This window comes from Nocardioides marinus, from assembly GCF_013408145.1.
GTDB lineage: Bacteria > Actinomycetota > Actinomycetes > Propionibacteriales > Nocardioidaceae > Nocardioides > Nocardioides marinus.
The window spans coordinates 406,595-424,765 of sequence record NZ_JACBZI010000001.1; the positions used below are offsets into that span (position 1 = coordinate 406,595).

Consider the following 18,171-nt stretch of genomic DNA (forward strand, 5'->3'; position numbering starts at 1 on the left):
GCTGGCACATGTCGGTTGACCGGTACACAAGACCCCCGGGAACGGGTCTCCCCGCCGTCGGCCGGGCCCGACGGGGCCTCAGGTCGTCGGGACCTCGATCCACACCTGGCGCGCCAGGCCCAGCAGCCCGCCGTCGGCGGAGCGCAGGGTGGTCGTGGCGTGGTGCTTGCGTCCCTCGGAGCCCCGGGCCTCGCCGGTGACGACGAGGGTCTCGCCGACCTCGGGGAGCCGGTCGACCCGTGCGGTCATCCGCCCCAGCACGCGCGGGCTCTCCTCGATCCCGCTGGCCCAGGCGCCCGCACAGTCCAGCGCCGCCCAGGTGATCTCGTACGACGACGCGTGGGGGGTCCAGGTGGCCGCCACCGTCCCCTCGCGACCCGGCACCGGGCCGGGGAAGATCCGCAGCCCGTCGCCCTCGGCCCGCTCGGGGCCGCAGGAGAAGCAGGTGGGGAACGGGTGCTGGTGGTGTCCGGCGTACGCCGGCTCCGCGGCCCGGGCCCGGTCGACCTCCACCGGCGCGCTCGCCTCGAGCTCGGTGTCGCTCTCCCGGGCCTCCAGGACGGTGCGACCCTGCTGGTCCACGACCCGCCACGTGTCGCCGTCGACGCTCACCTCCAGCCCGACCTCCAGGGGAGGGGGCAGGCGCAACGTGACCTCGACGGTGCGCCCGAGCGCGCTGCCGGTGCCGGTGAGCGCTGCGAGCGCACCGGCGGCCCAGCCGCCGTTGGCCGAGCCGGGGGGTCCGTGGAAGGCGGTGGGGACGACGAGGGTGGTCACCCCCGGATCCTCTCCCACCTGTCCAGGGCCTCCTGGCGCTCCTCCTTGTGGTCCACCATCGGGGCGGGGTAGCCGACCAGGTCGCGGGTGTCGGGGTCGGGGTCGTGCGGGTCGGGCACCCGCTCGGGGTCCGACAGCTCCTCGACCCAGAGCCGGACGTAGTCACCTGCCGGGTCGAACCGCTTGCCCTGGGTGGTGGGGTTGAACACCCGGAAGAACGGCGAGGCGTCGGTGCCGCTGCCGGCGGTCCACTGCCAGCCGTGGTTGTTGGAGGCCAGGTCGCCGTCGACGAGCCAGTGCAGGAAGTGCCGGGCGCCGTGCTGCCACTCCACGTGCAGGTCCTTGACCAGGAAGCTGGCCACGATCATCCGCACCCGATTGTGCATCCAGCCCTGCGCACGCAGCTGGCGCATCCCGGCGTCGACGATCGGGAACCCGGTGCGGCCCTCCTGCCAGGCCGTGAGCTGGTCGCCGGGCCGGTCGTAGGCCATCTGGGCGTACTCGGGCCTGTAGTACTCCCGGGCGGTCTCGGGTCGGGTGTGCAGGACGTCGGCGTAGAACTCCCGCCAGGCCAGCTCGGTGCGGTAGACCCGCGCCCCCTCCGAGCGGCGCCGCGCGAGGTCGGCGAGCAGGGTGCGCGGGTGCACCTCGCCGTACTTCAGGTGGACCGACATCCGGCTGGTGCCCTCGATGCCCGGCTTGTCGCGGTCCTCGGCGTAGGCGTCGACCCGGTCCAGGAACTCCTCCCATCGGCGCAGCGCCGCGGCCTCGCCGGCCTCGGGCAGCTCCAGCCCGGCGGGCAGCTGCGGGTCGGGGATGTCGGTCGTGCCCTCGTCGGTGTGCTCGTCGAGGTCGAGCCACGAGACGCCGGTCGGTGCGTCGACCGGCCCGCGCCAGCCGTGGTCGGTCCACGCCCGGGAGAACGGGGTGAAGACCTTGTAGGGGTCGCCCGAGCCGTTGCGGACCCGGCCGGGGGCGACGGCGTACGGCGAGCCGGTCCGCACCAGCTCGATGCCGGCGTCGGCGAGTGCCTTCTCGACCTCCTCGTCGCGCCGCGAGCCGTAGGGCCCGAAGTCGGCAGCGACGTGCACGGTGTCCGCGCCGACGGCCTTCGCGGCCAGCACGACCCGGCGCACGGGGTCGCCGCGCACGACCGACAGGCCGGAGCGGCGCTGGCGCAGCGAGGCGTCGAGGGAGCGCAGTGACGCCGCGAGGTAGGCCCGACGGCTGGGGCCGGCTGGCCCCCACAGTGCCGGGTCGAGCACGAACAGCGGCAGGACGTCGCCGTCCTCGGCGGCCGCGATCAGGGCCGGGTTGTCGGCCAGGCGCAGGTCTCGGCGGAACCACATCACCGACGTCATGGGTCCCCAGCCTGCCAGCGGGGTGGCGGTGCGACATCACCCGAGCGGCCGCCGCGCCGCGTCCTGGGTGGCGGATGGGATGATGGCTGCGTGAGTGACCTGATCGACACCACCGAGATGTACCTGCGGACCATCTACGAGCTGGTCGAGGAGGGCATCGTGCCCCTGCGCGCCCGGATCGCCGAGCGCCTGCACCAGTCGGGTCCGACGGTGTCCCAGACGGTGGCGCGCATGGAGCGCGACGGTCTGCTCACCGTCGAGGGCGACCGGCACCTCGAGCTCACCGACGACGGCCGCCGGCTGGCCACCCGCGTGATGCGCAAGCACCGGCTCGCCGAGCGGCTGCTGACCGACGTCATCGGGCTGGACTGGGAGCTGGTGCACGAGGAGGCCTGTCGCTGGGAGCACGTCATCTCCGAGACCGTCGAGCGTCGGCTGCTGGAGATCCTCGACCATCCCACCGAGTCGCCCTACGGCAACCCGATCCCCGGGCTCGACGAGCTCGGCCAGAGCCAGCACGCCGAGGCCTTCATGGAGGGCGTCGAGCCGCTCTCCAAGGCGGCCGCGCGCGGCGAGGGGCGGGTCCTCGTGCGCCGCATCTCCGAGGAGATGCAGAAGGACGAGGACCTCATGAGCGCGCTGCGGCGTGTGGGGGCGCTGCCCGACACGACCGTCACCGTCGCCCAGACGGCCGAGGGCGTCCTGGTCGGCGCCGGCGGCGAGACCGCCGAGATCGTCCCCGAGGCGGCCGACCACATCTTCGTGCGTCGCCTCTGAGGTCGGCCGGAGCGCGGTGCAGACGGTCATCGGCAGGACTCGGGCGCACCTGAGACCGTCCAGACGGGTGTGGGTCCGTGCGTGACCGCACGCTCGTCCGCCTCGTTGACCGGACATGCAGGGAATGGCAACGATGGTGGAGCGTCCGAGCGGCGCTGGTCGATGCGAGGGCGTCATGGAGCTGATCTCGGTGCCGGTGAGCGCCGCGCTCCTCACCGGTGGTCGCGGGGTGGGCGGTGAGTTCGTCGTCTCGCACGGCGAGTCCGCGCTCACGCGGGGCCTGGAGCCCGACGAGCACGTCGTGGTCGTCGATCCCGACGGGGAGTTCCACGCCGCGCAGGTGGTCGACATCGAGTTCGACCTGACCGACACCCACTACGTGCTGGAGCTGGGCGTGCGGCTCCCACCGCACGTCGTCCGGGACCGGCTCCTCGCTGCCGGCGACGCCGCGCCCGCCGGGACACAGACCGACGGCGTGGACGAGCGCGACGTCCTGGACCTGCTCCGGCGCCTGCGTGACGTGGCCGGCGACGAGCTGCGCGACGACCCCTGGGGTGGCCCCGGGGCGCCGCCGCGCTAGCCGGCGTCCCGCGCGTCGCCCGGCTCCGCGAGGGCCGTGCGCCGCTGCTCGAGCGCGAGGAGGAACGGTGTGCAACCGTCCTCGACGGCGTACGTCGCCAACGGGTCCCCGCGGGTCTCGCCGCGGTTGGCGATGACGACCGGCACCCCGAGCGAGGCGGCGCGCCGCACGAAGCGCAGCCCGCTCATCACCGTCAGGCTCGAGCCGACGACGAGCAGCGCGCCGTCGTGCTGCGCGAGGGCGTCGACGGCCGCGTAGCAGCGCTCGACCCGCTCCTTGGGCACGTTCTCCCCGAAGAACACGACGTCGGGCTTGAGGATGCCCCCGCACGGGCAGGCCGGGACGACGAACCCGTCGGTGTCCTCCAGGTCCACGTCGCCGTCGGGGCGGATGCGCACCGACGGGTGGCGCTCGTGCCAGTCGGGGTTCAGGCGGGTGAGCTGGTCGTGCAGTCCGGCCCGGGGGCCGGTACGCCGGCAGCCCAGGCAGACCACGTCGGCGATCCGGCCGTGCAGGGCGACCAGCCGCGGGGTGCCCACCCGCTCGTGGAGTCCGTCGACGTTCTGGGTGATGAGCAGCTCGGGGTCGATCCGCGCCAGGACGTGGTGGCCGGGGTTGGGCTCGGCCCGCCGCATCCGCCCCCAGCCCAGGTGGCTGCGCGCCCAGTAGCGCTGGCGTGCCGCGGGGCCGGAGACGAACTCCTGGTAGGTCATCGGTCGCCGCGGCGGCGCGTCGGGCCCGCGGTAGTCGGGGATGCCCGAGTCGGTGGACAGCCCCGCGCCGGTGAGCACGACCAGGGGTCGCTCGGCGAGCAGGTCGAGGGCGGCCTCGACGTGGTCGGCGCTGCGCGTGGGGGAGGGAGGGGTGCTCACGGCCGGGCGGGGTCGGTCTCAGCGGGCGTAGCGGACCGCGGCGCGGGCCCGCGCCTTCTCCGCCTCGACCTCGCGGTTCTTAGGCGACGCGGTGGTCGTGAGGGCCTCGAGGAGGTGCTGGGTGGCGTGGGCGACCTCGGCGACCGCCCGGTCGAAGGCCTCCTGGTTGGCCTGGGACGGCTTGGTCGACCCGCTCACCTTGCGGACGTACTGCAGGGCCGCCGCGCTCACCTCGTCGGAGGTCGCCGGGGGCTCGAAGTTGTGGAGCTGGCGGATGTTGCGGCACATGTCGCGAGCCTACGACGCCGGGGGGAGGCGGTGTGCCTGCTCCAGCAAGCGTCGGGGCAGCCTGGGAGCAGGCGCTAGCCGGGTTGCTAGCGCGGTAGCGGTGTGGGTGATTTCCAAGCCTGGTTGGGATGTTCCCGGCGCAGGGCGAGGGTGCTGTGACGTGATGCACGCGCTTGCTGCTTGCAAGTGCTAGCACGAGCAAGCACTATGGGGGACATGGCCAAGGGAAAGGTGTCGACGGCAGTCGGCTCGCTGGGTGACTACCTCAAGGAGCAGCGCACCCAGGCGCAGCTCTCCTTGCGGCAGCTCGCCGAGCAGACCGGCGTCTCGAACCCGTATCTCAGCCAGATCGAACGCGGACTGCGGCGCCCGTCAGCGGAGGTGCTCCAGCAGATCGCCAAGGCACTGCGGATCTCGGCCGAACAGCTCTACATCCGGGCCGGGATCGTCAGCCCCGACGACGGGGTCGGCGGCTCGGTGGAGCTCGCGGTCCTCGCCGACACCGCGCTGACCGAACGGCAGAAGCAGTCCCTTCTCGACGTCTACCAGTCCTTCCTCGCCATGAACGCCGGCCAGGCGGCCGCCGAGCCGGGCGACGAGGAGAAGTAACCCCCGCGGCCGTGGCGACCGCCACGACCCACCCGACGGGCCGCGAGGCCCACCGAAGGAGAAGTTCCGACATGGCCAAGGCCACCCTTCCCACCGTCAAGATCGAGGACCTCCGGTCCGAGGCCACCAAGTCCCTCTACGCCGGTGCCGGCGTCGTGGACCTGGCCGTCGAGGCCGTCCGCGAGTACGTCGCCGACGTGCAGAAGAAGCTCGTGGACCTGCAGAAGGACGCCACCTCCAAGTTCGAGGGCGTCTCGAAGTCGGTCAAGGACTTCGACTTCGAGCCGAAGACCATCCGCACCCAGGTCGAGGCCGTGGTCAACGCCCGCGTCGAGGCGCTGAGCGACGAGGCCAAGGCCCGTCGTACCGCCATCGAGAAGCGCGTCGCCGAGCTCCAGGGCGAGGCGCTCGCGATCCCGGGCACCGTGCGCAAGCAGCTCGACGAGACCACCGCGACCGCCACGGCGACCTACGCCGACCTGGCCAAGCGCGGCGAGGTGCTCGTGGGCCGCATCCGCAAGCAGGAGTCGACCCAGGCCACCAAGACCGCGGCGAAGACCACCACCGCGAAGGCCAAGACCACCAAGACGCAGGGCACCAAGACCGCCAAGACCGCGGCCAAGAAGACCACCACCGGTGCCAAGAAGTCGGCGACCACCGCCAAGAAGTCGGCCTCCTCCGCGGCCACCACCGCGAAGAAGTCCCCGGCCAAGAAGTCGGCCACCGCGACCAAGACCGCGGCGAAGAAGACCGCGACCGCCGCGGCCACCGCCACGACCGAGGCCGCCCAGAAGGTCGGCGACTGATCGACCGGGCCTGACCCCTCGCGGGTCACGACCCCCTCCACCGAGCCCCGTCACGCCTCCCGGCGTGGCGGGGCTCGGCTCGTCTGCGCGGTTGTCCGGGCGTGGTCGGCGTGGTCGGCGGCGAAGGTCTGACCGCACCGGCGAAGGTCTGACCGCGCCGGCGAAGGTCTGACCGCACCGGCGAAGGTCTGACCGATGTCAGTCAGACCTTGCACGTCGCGGTCGAACCTTCGACCGCCATCGCGAAGGTCGGACTGATGTCAGTCGAACCTTCAGACCTCGACGTACGACGCCTTCTCGGCCGTCACGAGCAGCACCCGCTTGTCGGGCAGCCGCAGCAGCCGCACGTGGTCGACGTCGCTGCCGTGCTCCACCTCGACCAGCTCCTCGGTGATCACGCCGTCGTCGAGCCGGATGATGGAGAGCCACCCCGTCCGGGCGCCGTACCCGCGGGTGACGACGCTCAGGCCGGTCCGCTGCCCGGGGAGCCAGGTGAAGGCCCGGGGGTCGGTGGCGGCGACGTGCCGGGTGCCGACCCGGTGGTCGAGCACGTCGAGCCGTCGCGGTGCCGCGAGGTCGGCCAGGTCGAACAGGCTGGTCTGCGCGCCCCACCGGCGCCCGACCACCGGGCCCTCGCCGAGACCGAGCAGCCGGTGCGGCCCGAGCGGGTGCAGGTAGGCGGAGTAGCCGGGGACCTTCAGCTCGCCGACGACCCTCGGCGCGGTCTGGTCGGAGAGGTCGACGGTGTAGAGCGGGTCGACGCGGCGGAACGTCACCACCAGCGCCAGGTCGCCGAACCACCGGACCGCCTCGATCTCCTCACGCGGACCGATCCGGTCGACCCGGCCGATCTCCTCCAGCCGGCTGCCGTCACGGCGCATCGTGACGATCGAGGAGAAGTCGCCGGTCTCCGAGGACGGCCCCACCGCCACCCGCAGCACGCCGTCGTGCTCGTCCATCGACCACCGGTCACGGATGGTGCCATCGACCTCGCCGCTGGCGACGTACGTCGCCGCCGTGCCCGCGAGCTCCAGCTCGTGGACCTCGCTGGTGCCGCGCCAGCCGCCGACCGGCCAGCCGGTCGGTCCACCGGGGAAGGCCCGGTCCACCGTCCAGCAGCAGCCCGTGGGGGCGCCGCTGGTCGCGAGGTAGAGCCGGTCGGTCGAGGCGTAGACCAGGTCGGTGCCGACCGCGACGCCGACGGCGTCGGCGTCGCCGAGCCCGGCCAGGGGAGCGGTCGCGTCCAGCCCCACCACCGCGACGGTGCCGGGCGTCGCGCCGTCCGCCTCGCCGGGACTGCCGGGCAGGGCGACCTCGTCGCACTCCACCAGCCGCTCGGTCGTGGCGGTGCCGTCCTCGGCGTACGTCGTCACGTGCGGCAGCCAGTCGTCGATCCCGCTGCCACGCACGGCCGCGAGGTTGCGCTGCAGCGCGCGGTCCTCGCTGCCCGCGCGGCGGCCGGGACGCGCGAAGTCGAGGTCGGGCAGGCCCGACCGGGTCACCCAGCGCACCGTCGAGCCGTGCTGTCGCGCGGAGAGCAGGTCGGCGTCGAGGGTCAGGGTGTCGGTCACCGTCGGCTCGTCGAGGTCGGTCACGTCGACCCGGAGGATCCGGGTACCGGGGGAGCCGTCGGCCTCCCGGTCGGTCCCGGCCACCACGACGGTGTCGCCGACCAGCAGCAGCTCGGGGTCGCCGACGTCGAGAAGATCGATCCGCGCGGACTCCTCGACGGTCTCGCCGGTGACGTCGGCGAGCACCAGGTCGCTGGTGCGTCCGGTCCGCTCGACGCGGGCGAGCAGCCGGCCGTCGGACTTCGCGACGTCGGGCTCGTCGACGCCGGCCTCCTGGACGTTGGTGCCGGTCTCGGACTGGGTCGCGTTGGTCATCCCGCGGGCGTTCGTCGGCGCGGGCGCCTGTTTCGCGGCGAAGCCCTGCAGCTCGAGCACGCCGTCGCGCGCGAAGGTCCGCCAGGCGCCGCCCACGTCCAGCAGCCCTCCCGACCAGCCCCACGGCGTGACGAGCTCCTCGGCGCCGTCGACGTACCACTCGAGGAGCTGCTCGCAGGAGGCCGCGGGGGTCAGGTCGTCACCCTGCCAGGCGACCGGCCGGGGTCTCGACGCCCGCTCCTCGCTGGCGCTCGTCGCTGCTCGACCACCGGCATGGCCGGCTCGACCACCGGGGCCCGCGTCGAGGGAGAGGCCGACCAGGACCCCCGCGCCGACGAGCGCGGTGGCGGTGAGGGCGGTGAGCAGGGTGCGGGCGCGCATGTGGCTGCGACGTACGAGGTGGACGTGCGGTTCCGGCGTCCGGGTGCTCCTGACACGATGTGTCCATGGCTGACGCGCAGGACCAGACCCGCGACCTCGATCTCGCGCTCTTCGGGGCGACCGGCTTCACCGGCGGGCTCACCGCCGAGTACCTCGCCCGCCACGCCCCCGAGGGGCTGCGCTGGGCGCTGGCCGGGCGCAACCTGAGCAAGCTCGAGCAGGTCCGCACCCACCTCGCCACGATCGAGCCGGCCCTGGCCGACCTCGAGCTCGTCGTCGCCGACACCTCCGACGCGGCCGCCCTCGCGGCGCTGACGCGCCGCACCAAGGTCGTCGTCACCACCGTCGGGCCCTACCAGCAGCTCGGCGAGCCGCTGGTCGCCGCGTGTGCCGAGGCCGGCACCGACTACGTCGACATCACCGGTGAGCCGGAGTTCGTCGACACGATGTACGTCCGCCACCACGCCGCGGCCGAGCGCTCCGGCGCGCGCATCGTCCACGCCTGCGGCTTCGACTCCATCCCGCACGACCTCGGCGCCTACTTCACTGTCCAGCAGCTGCACGCCAGCGGCCCGGTGACCCTGCGCGGCGTGGTCCGTGCCGCCGGCACCTTCTCGGGCGGCACCTTCCACTCCGCGATGGGTGCCTTCGAGCGCAGCCGCCAGATGAGTGAGGCGTTCAAGGAGCGCCGCCGCGTCGAGCCGCGGCCCGAGGGTCGCAAGAGCCGCGCGGTGGCCGGCAAGCCGGGCAAGGACCCGCTGCTGGGCTACTACCTGCTCCCGATGCCGACCATCGACCCGCAGGTCGTCGCCCGCAGCGGCGCGGCCCTGCCGGCGTACGGCAGCGACTTCCGCTACTCCCACTTCGCCGGCACCAAGACCCTGCGCTACGCCGCGGGCGGCGCGCTCGGCGTGGGCCTCATCGGGGTCGCGGCGAAGATCCCGCCGGCTCGCAACCTGCTGAAGTCCAAGGTCAAGCAGGGCGAGGGCCCCTCCGCCTCGCGGCGCGAGAAGTCGTGGTTCACCGTCGACTTCGTCGGCGAGGGCGAGGGCCGCACGGTGCACACCCGCGTCTCCGGCGGCGACCCCGGCTACACCGAGACCGCGAAGATGCTCGCCGAGTCCGCGCTGTGCCTGGCCTTCGACGACAACCCCGCCACCGCCGGCCAGGTCACCACCGCCCAGGCGATGGGTGACAACCTGCTGGCCCGCCTGCAGGCGGCCGGCATGACCTTCGAGGTCGTCGACTGACCCTGCGGGCGCAGGCCGCCGACCCGGCGGAGGCTGCGCGGCGGGCGGCCGCGTGGCCGCGGGTGCGGTGGATGGGCTCCAAGCACCGCTTGCTGCCGCACCTGGCGCAGGCCTTCGCCGACCTCGCCCCGGGACGGGGTCGCGCCCTCGACGCGTTCAGCGGCTCAGGGGTCGTCTCCTACCTGCTCAAGCACCAGGGCTTCGCCGTACGCTCCAACGACTACCTCGGCTTCCCCGGCGTCGTCGCCGCCGCGGGTGTCGTCAACGACGACGTGCGGCTCACCGACGAGGACGTCGAGCGGATCTGCTCGCCGGCGCTCGACGACCGCGACTTCTGCCGGCGCACCTTCGACGGGGTCTTCTTCACCCCCGACGACCTCGCGTTCCTCGACAGCGCCTGGAGCCACGTCGCGACCATGTCGGGTCACGCGCGCTCGGTCGCCGTCGCGGCGCTGTGCCTGGCCGCCGCCCGCCGGCAGCCGCGCGGGGTCTTCACGATCAGCGGCGACCTCAGCAGGTACGACGACGGGCGGCGCGACCTGCGCCTGAGCCTGCGCGAGCACTTCGTCGAACGCGTCGCCGACTACCACCGGGCCGTCTTCACCGGTCCCGTCCCGTGCTCGGTCTCCACCGGTGAGGTGGGGGAGGTCGAGCCGGGCGCCTGGGACCTGGTCTACCTGGACCCGCCGTACGCCCCGGTGAGCGACGACAACGACTACACCAAGCGCTTCCACTTCCTCGAGGGGCTCTCGCGCTACTGGGAGGGCGACGAGATCATGTGGGAGACCCGCACCCGCAAGCTGCCCAAGCGGGTCACGAAGTTCTCCTCGCGCCGCACGATCGAGGCGGCGTTCGGGGAGCTGTTCGAGCAGTTCCGCGCCGTGCCGCTGGTGCTCTCCTACTCCTCCCACGCCCTGCCGGACCGGGCGACGCTGGAGGGCCTGCTGCGCGAGGTGAAGGGCGAGGTGGAGGTGCGCACCGTCCCGCACACCTACTCCTACGGCACCCACCGCACCGCGGTGCGGCGCCGCGTCGACGAGCTGCTGCTGCTCGCGCCCTGATCGCCGCGAGCCGTGCGGATCCGCGCCGGACGGTGGGCAGATCGGTGATACTCCGACCATGACGTCGGGGGAGGACGTGCGGCGGCGCCGCGCGTGGACGGTGGTGGCCGCGGTGGCGTGGACGGGCTTCGCCCTCACGCTCTCCCTCTCGGCCTTGGGGTGGTACGCCGACAGCCCGCCCGAGCCCGGGGTCTACGGCGACACCGAGGGCGGGGCGTACGGCGTCCTGCAGCGGGTCACCGACACGCTGAGCTACTTCACGATCTGGTCCAACGTCGTCGTGGCCCTGGCCGCGACGGTGCTGGCCCGTGGGGCCCGCGGAGCCACCTGGCAGCGGGTGCTGCTGCTCGACGCGCTGCTCATGATCGTGGTGACCGCGATCGTCTACCAGCTGCTGCTGGCGCCGAGCATCGACGTGCAGGGCTGGTCGATCATCACCGACCCGACCCAGCACGTGGTGGTGCCGGTGCTCGCGGTCGCGGCCTGGGTGTGGGCAGGTCCCCGCGGCTGGGTGTCGGGCCGCTTGGTCCCGCTGGCGCTCGTGGTGCCGGTGCTGTGGGTCGGCTGGATGCTCGCCCGGGGTGCGGTGATCGGGTCCTACCCCTACGGCTTCGTCGCCGTGGGGGAGCGCGGCTACCCGGCGGTGCTGGCCACCGTGGCGGTGATCCTGGCCTTCGGGCTGGTGGTCGCAGGGGTGCTGTGGGCGGTGGACGCGGCGCTGCTGCGGCGTACCCATGAGCATGCGTGACGCGGCACTGCCGGCCCCCGCGCTGACTCCCAGGTCCAGACCACTGTGACCAGCGCGACGTCCCCGGGTGGGGATCACGGACCGCCGGGTCAAGAAATGGGTTAAAAACCCCCGGCGACCTGCGGAGGTAACACGCCTGAAACATTTGCGGGCGAGGTTCTCCTGCATGGCTAGGGGCGTAGCGGCCGCCCTCCGCCAGCACCTCGCCGACGACGGCTGGGTGGGAACCGACGACGGGGGGAGCGCGTACCAGGTCCACCGGGACGAGGTCACCATGCACGTGGTGACCGTCGAGCAGGCACGCACGGCGTGGGTCAGGTCGAGGAGCATCGACCGGGCCCTGAGGACGTTGCTGAGCGGCATGCGCGACCCGGAGGAGCGGCACGCCCTCGCCCTCGCCTCGCGGGACCTGCCCACGGTGCTGACGGTGCCCGGTCGCGTGTGGATGATGCTGGGCGTGCGCGTGTACGCCGTCGAACCCGACGGGTCCGTGCACCAGCAGGTGATCACCTGAGGGCGCGCCCACGGTGCGATCGTGGAGGATTCGGTGCATCCCGTGCACCGAACTCTCCGCGACCCCGTGCTCGTGCCGTCCCGGATGGTGCCCCAGGCAGGAGTCGAACCTGCGACCTTTCGCTTAGGAGGCGGCTGCTCTATCCGCTGAGCTACTGGGGCCGCGGCGGTCATCTTGTCAGACCCACCGTCCCCGTCCCGACTTGGCCGGGGCGGCCCCCTCGCCGCACAATCGAGGCAGTTGGCGCACCGGGCTAGGTTCGCCGCACACGGCTCGCCCAGCGCAGCCGCCGGCGCAGCGCAGCGCCACCGACGTACGCCGGGCCCACCGGCGCATCCCCCGGGCCGCACGTCGCGGCCGACCGCCAGGAGAACGATCCGTGAGCACGCCCCACCCCTCCCCGTCGGGCGAGGTGGCGACCCCGGAGCCGCGGGTGACGCGGCGGGGCAAGCGGCGCGCCAAGCGGCGGCGCACCCACACCGTCGCCAAGGTCCTGATCTCCACGCTGGTGGTGCTGGGCCTGGTGACGGGGCTGTCGGTGACCTACCTCTACCGCCACCTCAACGGCAACCTCACGGTCATGGACATCGACGACCAGCTGGTCGGCGACCGGCCGGACAAGGTGGAGGTGACCGGCCCCCAGGAGCCGCTCAACGTCCTGGTGATGGGCTCGGACACTCGCGAGGGCGCCAACAACATCGACGGCCTGACCGGTGGCGGCGAGCGCTCGGACACGACCCTGCTGCTGCACTTCTCCGCCGACCGGGAGCGCGCCTACGGCGTGAGCATCCCCCGCGACTCGATGGTCGACCGGCCCGAGTGCCGCACCGAGGACGGCACGACCACCCCGGCGGCGTCGTACCAGATGTGGAACGTCGCCTACCAGCTCGCGGGGCCCGCCTGCACGATCCAGCAGTTCGAGGCGCTGACCGGCATCCGCCTGGACCACTTCGTCGTCGTGGACTTCACCGGCTTCCAGGACATGGTCGACGCGGTCGGCGGTGTCGAGGTGTGCATCCCCGAGGACATCGACGACCGTGCGCACGGGATGTACCTCGAGGCCGGCACCCGCAAGCTCGAGGGCATCCAGGCGCTCAACTACGTCCGCCAGCGCTACGCGCTGTCCGGGGGCTCCGACATCGGCCGGATGAAGCGCCAGCAGGCCTTCATCGCCTCGATGGTCAACACCGTGGTCTCCTCCAACACCCTGGCCCGGCCGGACCGGTTGCTGGGCTTCCTGGAGGCGGCCACCGAGTCGCTGACCCTCGACGAGGACCTCGGCAACCTGTGGCAGCTGGCCAAGCTGGGCTATGAGTTCCGCGGCATCGGTCTCGACAACGTCCAGTTCATCACCATCCCCAACAAGGTCGACCCGAACGACCCCAACCGGCTGGTGTGGAAGCGGCAGGCCGACGTGGTGTGGAACCGCCTGAAGAACGACGAGCCGCTGACCAAGCGGCTGCAGACCGACGTCATCAGTGCCGCGCGCGTCCCGGGCACCTCCTCCGACGAGCCGTCGGAGTCGCCCGACGAGACCGCCTCGCAGGGCAGCGGGTCAGGTGGCTCGGACGGCAGCGGTGGCAACGCCCCCACCGCCTCCGACGAGGCGCTCGCCGCGGCCGGGTTGTGCACGTGAGCGAGGCCCCCGGCAGCGACCGGCGTACGCCGGAGGAGCAGGCCGCCTGGGAGCGGCGCCGTCGCCGGGCGGAGGTCTTCGGCGACGCGCTGCCCGAGACCACCACGGACGAGAGGGAGCCCGACCCCCGCGACCGGCGAGACGGCGACACCTGGCTCAAGGAGCAGGTGCCACCCCACCACGGCGGCTGAGGTCGAGCCCGTCACACGTCTTCGTGCGCTGTGAGAGCCGAACCGGCGTATTGATACGCCGGCTCGGCGGGTGGTGCGGGTCGAACCGGCGTGTTGATACGCCGGCTCGGCGGGTGGTGCGGGTCGAACCGGCGTGTTGATACGCCGGCTCGACCCGGGAACTGCGGGTGGATCAGGCCTGGCGGGCGGTGAGGGCGTCGCGGATCTCGCGCAGCAGCACGGTGTCCTCGGGGGTGCCCGGAGGAGCGCTGGGGAAGTACTTCTCCTTGGCCCGGGTGTAGGGCAGCACCACCAGGAAGTAGACGACCGCCGCCAGCGTCACGAACGAGATGACGGTGTTGACGAAGAAGGCGGCGTCGCCGAGCTCGGCGTTGGCGAAGAAGGCGTCGTCACCGTCGGCGCCCACCTGCCGGGTCAGCCAGGCCGTGAACGCCTCGACGACCTTGCCGAAGGCGGTGCCGATGATGACCGCGACGGCCAGGTCGACGAGGTTCCCGCGGAGCAGGAAGTTCTTGAAGCCACCCATGATGGAGTCCTCCTAGTCGTGGCGGCCCGAGCGGCCGCGTCCTCCCGCGACGCTAGCGGGACCAGACGTAGGTCAGGAAGGACGCCGCCCCGGCTGTGGCCAAGTTGTGGACGTCTGCTTCCTCGACCGCCAGGACGACCAGCCGTCCACCCGGCGTGCCGAGCGGGCCCGCGCCGGCACCCTCGTCGGCTCCCGGCAGCGCCAGGACGGGTACGCCGGCAGCGACCGTGACCGAGGTGCCCGCCTGCGGGTCGGTGGCCACGACGTCGATCCGGTCCCCGGCCGAGAGCAGCCCCACGGCCCCGGCGTCGGGCAGCCGGACGGGCACCGCCACCCGTCCGGTGCCGGCCAGCCCCTCGCCGGCCAGGTCCTGGCCCACGACCCGGACCGCGGTGATCGGCTCGCCGCGGGCGACCGGCCCGGCCAGGGCCGAGCCCTCGGGGTCGGCGAGCACGTCGTCGGGCACCGCGTCGGGGGAGAGCGTGACCGTGGTCAGGTCGTCCGCGCCCAGGACCGTCCCGGCGGGCAGTGCCCGCGCGGCCACGGTGACCTCCACCCCGGGCGGGGGTGGGCCGGCGACGGCGTGCACGCCCGAGCCGACCGCGAGGGCGGCGCACAGCGCGGCCAGCAGCCGGCGCCGCCCCAGCACCCCGCGGCGCAGCCGCCGCCGGGCGGCACCGAGCCGGCGGCGTACGGAGGAGAGGTCGGGGGGCAGCGACGGGTCGGGCGGCATCCGGCGACGCTAGGTCGGATCGACCTGCGACGGGCCGGGCCCTCCACAGGACCGCCCGACGTCCACAGGGCGTCGGGCGGGTGGGACCTCAGGAGGCCGCGGCGGCGGTGCTGCTGGAGCCCGAGGAGGTGCTCGGGGTGCTGGAGGAGCCGGACGCGCTGCTGCCGGAGTCGCTCGTGCTGCTGGTGCTGCTGGACTCCGACGACGAGCCGGTCGAGGACGAGCCGGCGGTGGAGCTGCTCGAGGCGCCGGAGCGGCTGTCTGTGCGGTAGAAGCCGGAGCCCTTGAAGACCACGCCGACGGCGTTGTAGACCTTGCGCAGCCGGCCCTGGCACTGCGGGCACTCGGTCAGCGAGGCGTCCGAGAAGCTCTGGAACTGCTCGAAGGCGTGGTCGCACTCGGTGCAGGCGTACTGGTAGGTCGGCATCGGGTCTCCTCTCGCGCGGGCCGGGGTCCATCGCATGGCGTGCCGCACTGGCACTCTTCCCTGGCGAGTGCCAATGCTACGTCACGGCAGAATGGCCCGCACCATGAGCGAGCACACGCAGCCGTCCGCCGCGCCGAGCGCCCCCGTCGCGTGGTGGCGCGCCTTCCGGCGGATGCCCGACACCGTGCGCGTCTCGACCTACGTCGTCGCGGGACTGGTGCTCTCCCTGGTCGTGGCGGGGCTCTTCGCCCTCGCGCTGGCCCGCCGGCCGCTGCCGCAGACCGGCGGAGAGGTGGAGGTCGCGGGGCTCACCGGTCGGGTGACGGTGCTGCGCGACGACGCCGGCATCCCGCAGATCTACGCCGACAGCCCGACCGACCTGGCGATGGGCCAGGGCTACGTCACCGCGCAGGAGCGCTTCTTCCAGATGGACGTGCGTCGGCGCAGCGCGTCCGGCACCCTCGCCGAGCTGGTCGGCGCCGGGGCGCTGCCGGGGGACCGGGTGGCCCGCACGCTCGGCTTCCGCCTGGTCGCCCAGCAGGAGCTGGCGCTGCTCAGCCCCGACACCCGGGCCTTCCTGGAGGCGTACGCCGACGGGGTCAACGCCTACCTCGCCGAGCACGACCCCTCCGAGCTGGCCGTGGAGTACACCCTGCTCGACCTCGACGGTGCCGACACCGCGCCCGGTGACTGGACGGCCGTGGACACCCTGACCTGGCTGAAGTCCTACGCCTGGGACCTCGGCGGCGGTGCGGCCGACGAGGTCGAGCGGGTCCTGGTCGCCGACGCCGTGGGCACCCCGCGGGCGCAGGCGCTGTGGCCGGCGTACTCCCACCAGACCGTGCCGCCGGTCGTCTCCGGGGGCGCGGTGGTCGACGGCCGCTTCGAGCCGGGCGCGACCCAGGGCGGCACCCGCAACCCGCAGCGCGTGGGCTTCGGCCCGCGCAGGGTGCGGGCCGTGGAGGCGGCGGGACGCGCGCTGGAGGCGCTGCCGCAGTGGGCCGGCCGCGGTCCCGGCGTCGGCAGCAACGCGGTCGTGGTGGATGCCGAGGCGTCGGGCACCGGTGCGCCGCTGCTGGCCGTCGACCCGCACCTGGCCGCGCAGGTCCCGGGGCCGTGGATGCAGGTGGGGCTGCACTGCCGCGACGTCGGCGCGAGCTGCCCGTGGGACGTCGCGGGCTTCTCGCTGCCCGGCGTCCCGGGCGTGGTGCAGGGCCACAACGCCGAGGTCGCCTGGGGGATGGCCGCGGCGGGCCTCGACACGACCGACCTGGTGGTCGAGCGGATCCGCGACGGGCGCGTGCGGACCGACCGTCGCTCCCGGCCGCTGCGCACCCGCACCGAGGCCATCGACGTCGCCGGTGCCGACTCCGAGCTGCTGACCGTCCGCACCACCCGGCACGGCCCGCTGCTCTCCGACATCGACCCCTCGGCCCGGACGGCCGGTGACGCCTCCGCGGCGGCCCGCGGCGCGGACCTCGACGAGGAGATCGCGGTGGCGGTCCAGTGGGCCGGGTCCACCCCCGCGCCGACCCTGGACGCCCTGCTCGACCTCGCGCTCGCGACCGACGTCGAGACGGCCCGGCAGGCGCTGTCGTCGTGGGCGGTCCCCGCCGTCGACGTGGTGCTCGCCGACCGGGAGGGCACGGTGGGGGTCCAGGTCGCCGGCGCCGTGCCGGTGCGCAAGTCCGGTCGCGACACCACCGAGCCCACGGCGGGCTGGCGCTCGGAGAACGACTGGACCGGGCGGACCCTCCCCTTCGGGGCGCTGCCCTTCACCACCCGGCCCGAGGACGGGGTGGCGGTCGCGGCCAACCAGGCGCCGGTCGGCAGCGACTACCCCTTCCACCTCGGCACCACGTGGGACCCCGGCCACCGTGCCTCCCGGCTGCGCGACCTGGTCGTCTCCGAGCCCCGCGACGTCGACGGGCTGGCCGAGGTCCAGCGCGACAGCCTCTCCCCGTTGGCCGCCGTGCTGGTGCCGGCGCTGCTGGCGGTCGAGCTGGACCCCGGGTACGCCGACGACGGCCAGCGGCTGCTCGAGGACTGGGACCTCGCCGCGCCGGCCGAGGGCACTGGGGCCGCCGCCGCGGCGTACCTCAACGCGACCTGGCGCGAGCTGCTCGCCCTCACCTTCCACGACGAGCTGCCGGCGCCGGTCTGGCCCGACGGCGGTGCGCGCTGGGTCGAGGTCGTGGCCGCGCTGCTGGAGTCACCGCGGGACCCGTGGTGGGACGACGTGACCACCGACCGGGTCGAGGAGCGCGACGACGTGCTGCGCAGCGCGATGCTGGAGGCCCGCGACGAGCTGACGCGGCGCCAGGCCCGCGAGGCCGACCGGTGGACCTGGGGGCACGTGCACCAGCTGTTCCTGGCTTCGCCGGGCCTGCTGGGCGACGGCGTGGCCCTCGACCTGGCGCGTCGCGTGGTCGAGCCCGACCCGTGGGAGGTCGGCGGTGGCCCGGGGGCCGTGGACGCCACCGGCTGGGACGCGGCGCGCGGCTTCGAGGTCACCACCACCCCGTCGATGCGGATGGTGGTGTCCCTGGCCGACTGGGACGACTCCCGCTGGGTCGCCCTCACCGGCGTCTCCGGGCACCCGACCTCGTCGCACTACACCGACCAGACCGACCTGCTCGTGGGTGGCGAGACCCTGCCGTTCCTGTTCTCGCCCGACGCCGTCGCCGAGGCCGCTGACTCCGAGCTCACCCTGCGCCCCGCGCCGTGACGAGGACGCGCCAGCGGACT

19 protein-coding genes and 1 tRNA gene are annotated in these 18,171 nt (G+C 73.6%); 11 read left to right on the forward strand and 9 right to left on the reverse strand.

Annotation, left to right across the window (positions count from 1 at the left end; translation table 11 throughout):
• Window positions 1–78: 78 nt before the first annotated feature.
• Together BKA05_RS02030 and BKA05_RS02035 are read right to left on the reverse strand one after the other, a co-directional pair.
• Window positions 79–777, reverse strand: coding sequence for a hypothetical protein (locus tag BKA05_RS02030; RefSeq protein ID WP_218842223.1), 699 nt, complete (start codon window positions 775–777; stop codon window positions 79–81).
• Window positions 774–2,138: a cryptochrome/photolyase family protein gene (locus tag BKA05_RS02035; RefSeq protein WP_179529935.1), complete on the reverse strand. Its 1,365-nt coding sequence runs from the start codon at window positions 2,136–2,138 to the stop codon at window positions 774–776. Before BKA05_RS02035 ends, BKA05_RS02030 begins: the two co-directional genes overlap by 4 nt.
• A 90-nt stretch (window positions 2,139–2,228) precedes the next feature.
• On the opposite strand from BKA05_RS02035, the gene BKA05_RS02040 reads away from it, so the two are divergent.
• Entirely contained in the window at window positions 2,229–2,915 is a 687-nt protein-coding gene (locus BKA05_RS02040) for an iron-dependent transcriptional repressor DtxR (RefSeq protein ID WP_179529936.1), read from the forward strand.
• 133 nt (window positions 2,916–3,048) lie between these two features.
• Window positions 3,049–3,495: a hypothetical protein gene (locus BKA05_RS02045; protein ID WP_179529937.1), complete on the forward strand. Its 447-nt coding sequence runs from the start codon at window positions 3,049–3,051 to the stop codon at window positions 3,493–3,495.
• On the opposite strand, the gene BKA05_RS02050 is transcribed toward BKA05_RS02045, so the two are convergent.
• Together BKA05_RS02050 and BKA05_RS02055 are read right to left on the reverse strand one after the other, a co-directional pair.
• Window positions 3,492–4,367 carry a Sir2 family NAD-dependent protein deacetylase gene (locus tag BKA05_RS02050; RefSeq protein WP_179529938.1) on the reverse strand — a complete coding sequence of 292 codons (876 nt, stop codon included), beginning with the start codon at window positions 4,365–4,367 and terminating at the stop codon, window positions 3,492–3,494. The genes BKA05_RS02045 and BKA05_RS02050 overlap by 4 nt on opposite strands.
• A gap of 18 nt (window positions 4,368–4,385) precedes the next feature.
• On the reverse strand, window positions 4,386–4,655 hold the full coding sequence (locus tag BKA05_RS02055; protein ID WP_179529939.1) for a DUF2277 domain-containing protein: 270 nt from the start codon (window positions 4,653–4,655) through the stop codon (window positions 4,386–4,388).
• Window positions 4,656–4,871: 216 nt separating this feature from the next.
• On the opposite strand from BKA05_RS02055, the gene BKA05_RS02060 reads away from it, so the two are divergent.
• The gene (locus tag BKA05_RS02060; protein ID WP_179529940.1) at window positions 4,872–5,264 is read left to right on the forward strand and encodes a helix-turn-helix domain-containing protein; all 393 of its coding nucleotides are present in this window, start codon (window positions 4,872–4,874) and stop codon (window positions 5,262–5,264) included.
• A 71-nt stretch (window positions 5,265–5,335) separates the two neighbouring features.
• Window positions 5,336–6,070 carry a hypothetical protein gene (locus tag BKA05_RS02065; RefSeq protein WP_179529941.1) on the forward strand — a complete coding sequence of 245 codons (735 nt, stop codon included), beginning with the start codon at window positions 5,336–5,338 and terminating at the stop codon, window positions 6,068–6,070.
• 272 nt (window positions 6,071–6,342) lie between these two features.
• Here the strand turns inward: BKA05_RS02065 and BKA05_RS02070 are convergent, their stop codons facing one another.
• Window positions 6,343–8,337: a beta-propeller domain-containing protein gene (locus tag BKA05_RS02070; protein WP_179529942.1), complete on the reverse strand. Its 1,995-nt coding sequence runs from the start codon at window positions 8,335–8,337 to the stop codon at window positions 6,343–6,345.
• Between the two features lie 65 nt (window positions 8,338–8,402).
• Between BKA05_RS02070 and BKA05_RS02075 the strand changes: the two genes are divergently transcribed.
• The 4 genes from BKA05_RS02075 (at window position 8,403) to BKA05_RS02090 (ending at window position 11,910) form a co-directional block, all read left to right on the forward strand.
• Complete coding sequence (locus BKA05_RS02075) at window positions 8,403–9,587, forward strand: saccharopine dehydrogenase family protein (RefSeq protein WP_179529943.1); 1,185 nt, start codon at window positions 8,403–8,405, stop codon at window positions 9,585–9,587.
• A gap of 71 nt (window positions 9,588–9,658) precedes the next feature.
• On the forward strand, window positions 9,659–10,648 hold the full coding sequence (locus BKA05_RS02080) for a DNA adenine methylase (protein WP_179529944.1): 990 nt from the start codon (window positions 9,659–9,661) through the stop codon (window positions 10,646–10,648).
• A gap of 58 nt (window positions 10,649–10,706) precedes the next feature.
• Window positions 10,707–11,396: a Pr6Pr family membrane protein gene (locus tag BKA05_RS02085; RefSeq protein WP_179529945.1), complete on the forward strand. Its 690-nt coding sequence runs from the start codon at window positions 10,707–10,709 to the stop codon at window positions 11,394–11,396.
• A gap of 166 nt (window positions 11,397–11,562) precedes the next feature.
• A complete protein-coding gene (locus BKA05_RS02090; protein WP_179529946.1) occupies window positions 11,563–11,910 on the forward strand; it encodes a hypothetical protein in 348 nt (115 codons plus the stop codon).
• A gap of 85 nt (window positions 11,911–11,995) precedes the next feature.
• Here BKA05_RS02090 and BKA05_RS02095 read toward each other — a convergent pair.
• Window positions 11,996–12,071, reverse strand: a tRNA-Arg gene (locus BKA05_RS02095).
• A gap of 218 nt (window positions 12,072–12,289) precedes the next feature.
• Between BKA05_RS02095 and BKA05_RS02100 the strand changes: the two genes are divergently transcribed.
• On the forward strand, window positions 12,290–13,546 hold the full coding sequence (locus BKA05_RS02100; protein WP_343045477.1) for an LCP family protein: 1,257 nt from the start codon (window positions 12,290–12,292) through the stop codon (window positions 13,544–13,546).
• Window positions 13,543–13,737: a hypothetical protein gene (locus BKA05_RS02105; RefSeq protein WP_179529947.1), complete on the forward strand. Its 195-nt coding sequence runs from the start codon at window positions 13,543–13,545 to the stop codon at window positions 13,735–13,737. The genes BKA05_RS02100 and BKA05_RS02105 overlap by 4 nt, the downstream gene beginning before the upstream one ends.
• A 172-nt stretch (window positions 13,738–13,909) precedes the next feature.
• Here the strand turns inward: BKA05_RS02105 and BKA05_RS02110 are convergent, their stop codons facing one another.
• The 3 genes from BKA05_RS02110 to BKA05_RS02120 all read right to left on the reverse strand — a co-directional run bounded on the left by BKA05_RS02110 (window position 13,910) and on the right by BKA05_RS02120 (window position 15,423).
• Window positions 13,910–14,263 (reverse strand): MscL family protein, encoded by a 354-nt coding sequence (locus tag BKA05_RS02110; protein WP_179529948.1) that lies wholly within the window; start codon window positions 14,261–14,263, stop codon window positions 13,910–13,912.
• Between the two features lie 52 nt (window positions 14,264–14,315).
• Window positions 14,316–14,996: an RcpC/CpaB family pilus assembly protein gene (locus BKA05_RS02115; protein ID WP_179529949.1), complete on the reverse strand. Its 681-nt coding sequence runs from the start codon at window positions 14,994–14,996 to the stop codon at window positions 14,316–14,318.
• An 88-nt stretch (window positions 14,997–15,084) separates the two neighbouring features.
• Window positions 15,085–15,423, reverse strand: a complete 339-nt coding sequence (locus BKA05_RS02120; RefSeq protein ID WP_179529950.1) for an FmdB family zinc ribbon protein — start codon at window positions 15,421–15,423, stop codon at window positions 15,085–15,087.
• A gap of 103 nt (window positions 15,424–15,526) precedes the next feature.
• On the opposite strand from BKA05_RS02120, the gene BKA05_RS02125 reads away from it, so the two are divergent.
• Window positions 15,527–18,151, forward strand: a complete 2,625-nt coding sequence (locus BKA05_RS02125) for a penicillin acylase family protein (RefSeq protein WP_179529951.1) — start codon at window positions 15,527–15,529, stop codon at window positions 18,149–18,151.
• The last annotated feature ends 20 nt before the right edge of the window (window positions 18,152–18,171 follow it).

What these genes read in the sequence shown, in the direction of transcription:
- BKA05_RS02035 (WP_179529935.1), bottom strand. Translation starts at nt 2,138, where the DNA reads ATGACGTCGGTGATGTGGTTCCGCCGAGACCTGCGCCTGGCCGACAAC.
- BKA05_RS02065 (WP_179529941.1), top strand. Translation starts at nt 5,336, where the DNA reads ATGGCCAAGGCCACCCTTCCCACCGTCAAGATCGAGGACCTCCGGTCC.
- BKA05_RS02045 (WP_179529937.1), top strand. Translation starts at nt 3,049, where the DNA reads ATGGTGGAGCGTCCGAGCGGCGCTGGTCGATGCGAGGGCGTCATGGAG.
- BKA05_RS02060 (WP_179529940.1), top strand. Translation starts at nt 4,872, where the DNA reads ATGGCCAAGGGAAAGGTGTCGACGGCAGTCGGCTCGCTGGGTGACTAC.
- BKA05_RS02120 (WP_179529950.1), bottom strand. Translation starts at nt 15,423, where the DNA reads ATGCCGACCTACCAGTACGCCTGCACCGAGTGCGACCACGCCTTCGAG.
- BKA05_RS02055 (WP_179529939.1), bottom strand. Translation starts at nt 4,655, where the DNA reads ATGTGCCGCAACATCCGCCAGCTCCACAACTTCGAGCCCCCGGCGACC.
- BKA05_RS02085 (WP_179529945.1), top strand. Translation starts at nt 10,707, where the DNA reads ATGACGTCGGGGGAGGACGTGCGGCGGCGCCGCGCGTGGACGGTGGTG.
- BKA05_RS02070 (WP_179529942.1), bottom strand. Translation starts at nt 8,337, where the DNA reads ATGCGCGCCCGCACCCTGCTCACCGCCCTCACCGCCACCGCGCTCGTC.
- BKA05_RS02125 (WP_179529951.1), top strand. Translation starts at nt 15,527, where the DNA reads ATGAGCGAGCACACGCAGCCGTCCGCCGCGCCGAGCGCCCCCGTCGCG.
- BKA05_RS02080 (WP_179529944.1), top strand. Translation starts at nt 9,659, where the DNA reads ATGGGCTCCAAGCACCGCTTGCTGCCGCACCTGGCGCAGGCCTTCGCC.
- BKA05_RS02090 (WP_179529946.1), top strand. Translation starts at nt 11,563, where the DNA reads ATGGCTAGGGGCGTAGCGGCCGCCCTCCGCCAGCACCTCGCCGACGAC.
- BKA05_RS02110 (WP_179529948.1), bottom strand. Translation starts at nt 14,263, where the DNA reads ATGGGTGGCTTCAAGAACTTCCTGCTCCGCGGGAACCTCGTCGACCTG.
- BKA05_RS02115 (WP_179529949.1), bottom strand. Translation starts at nt 14,996, where the DNA reads ATGCCGCCCGACCCGTCGCTGCCCCCCGACCTCTCCTCCGTACGCCGC.
- BKA05_RS02075 (WP_179529943.1), top strand. Translation starts at nt 8,403, where the DNA reads ATGGCTGACGCGCAGGACCAGACCCGCGACCTCGATCTCGCGCTCTTC.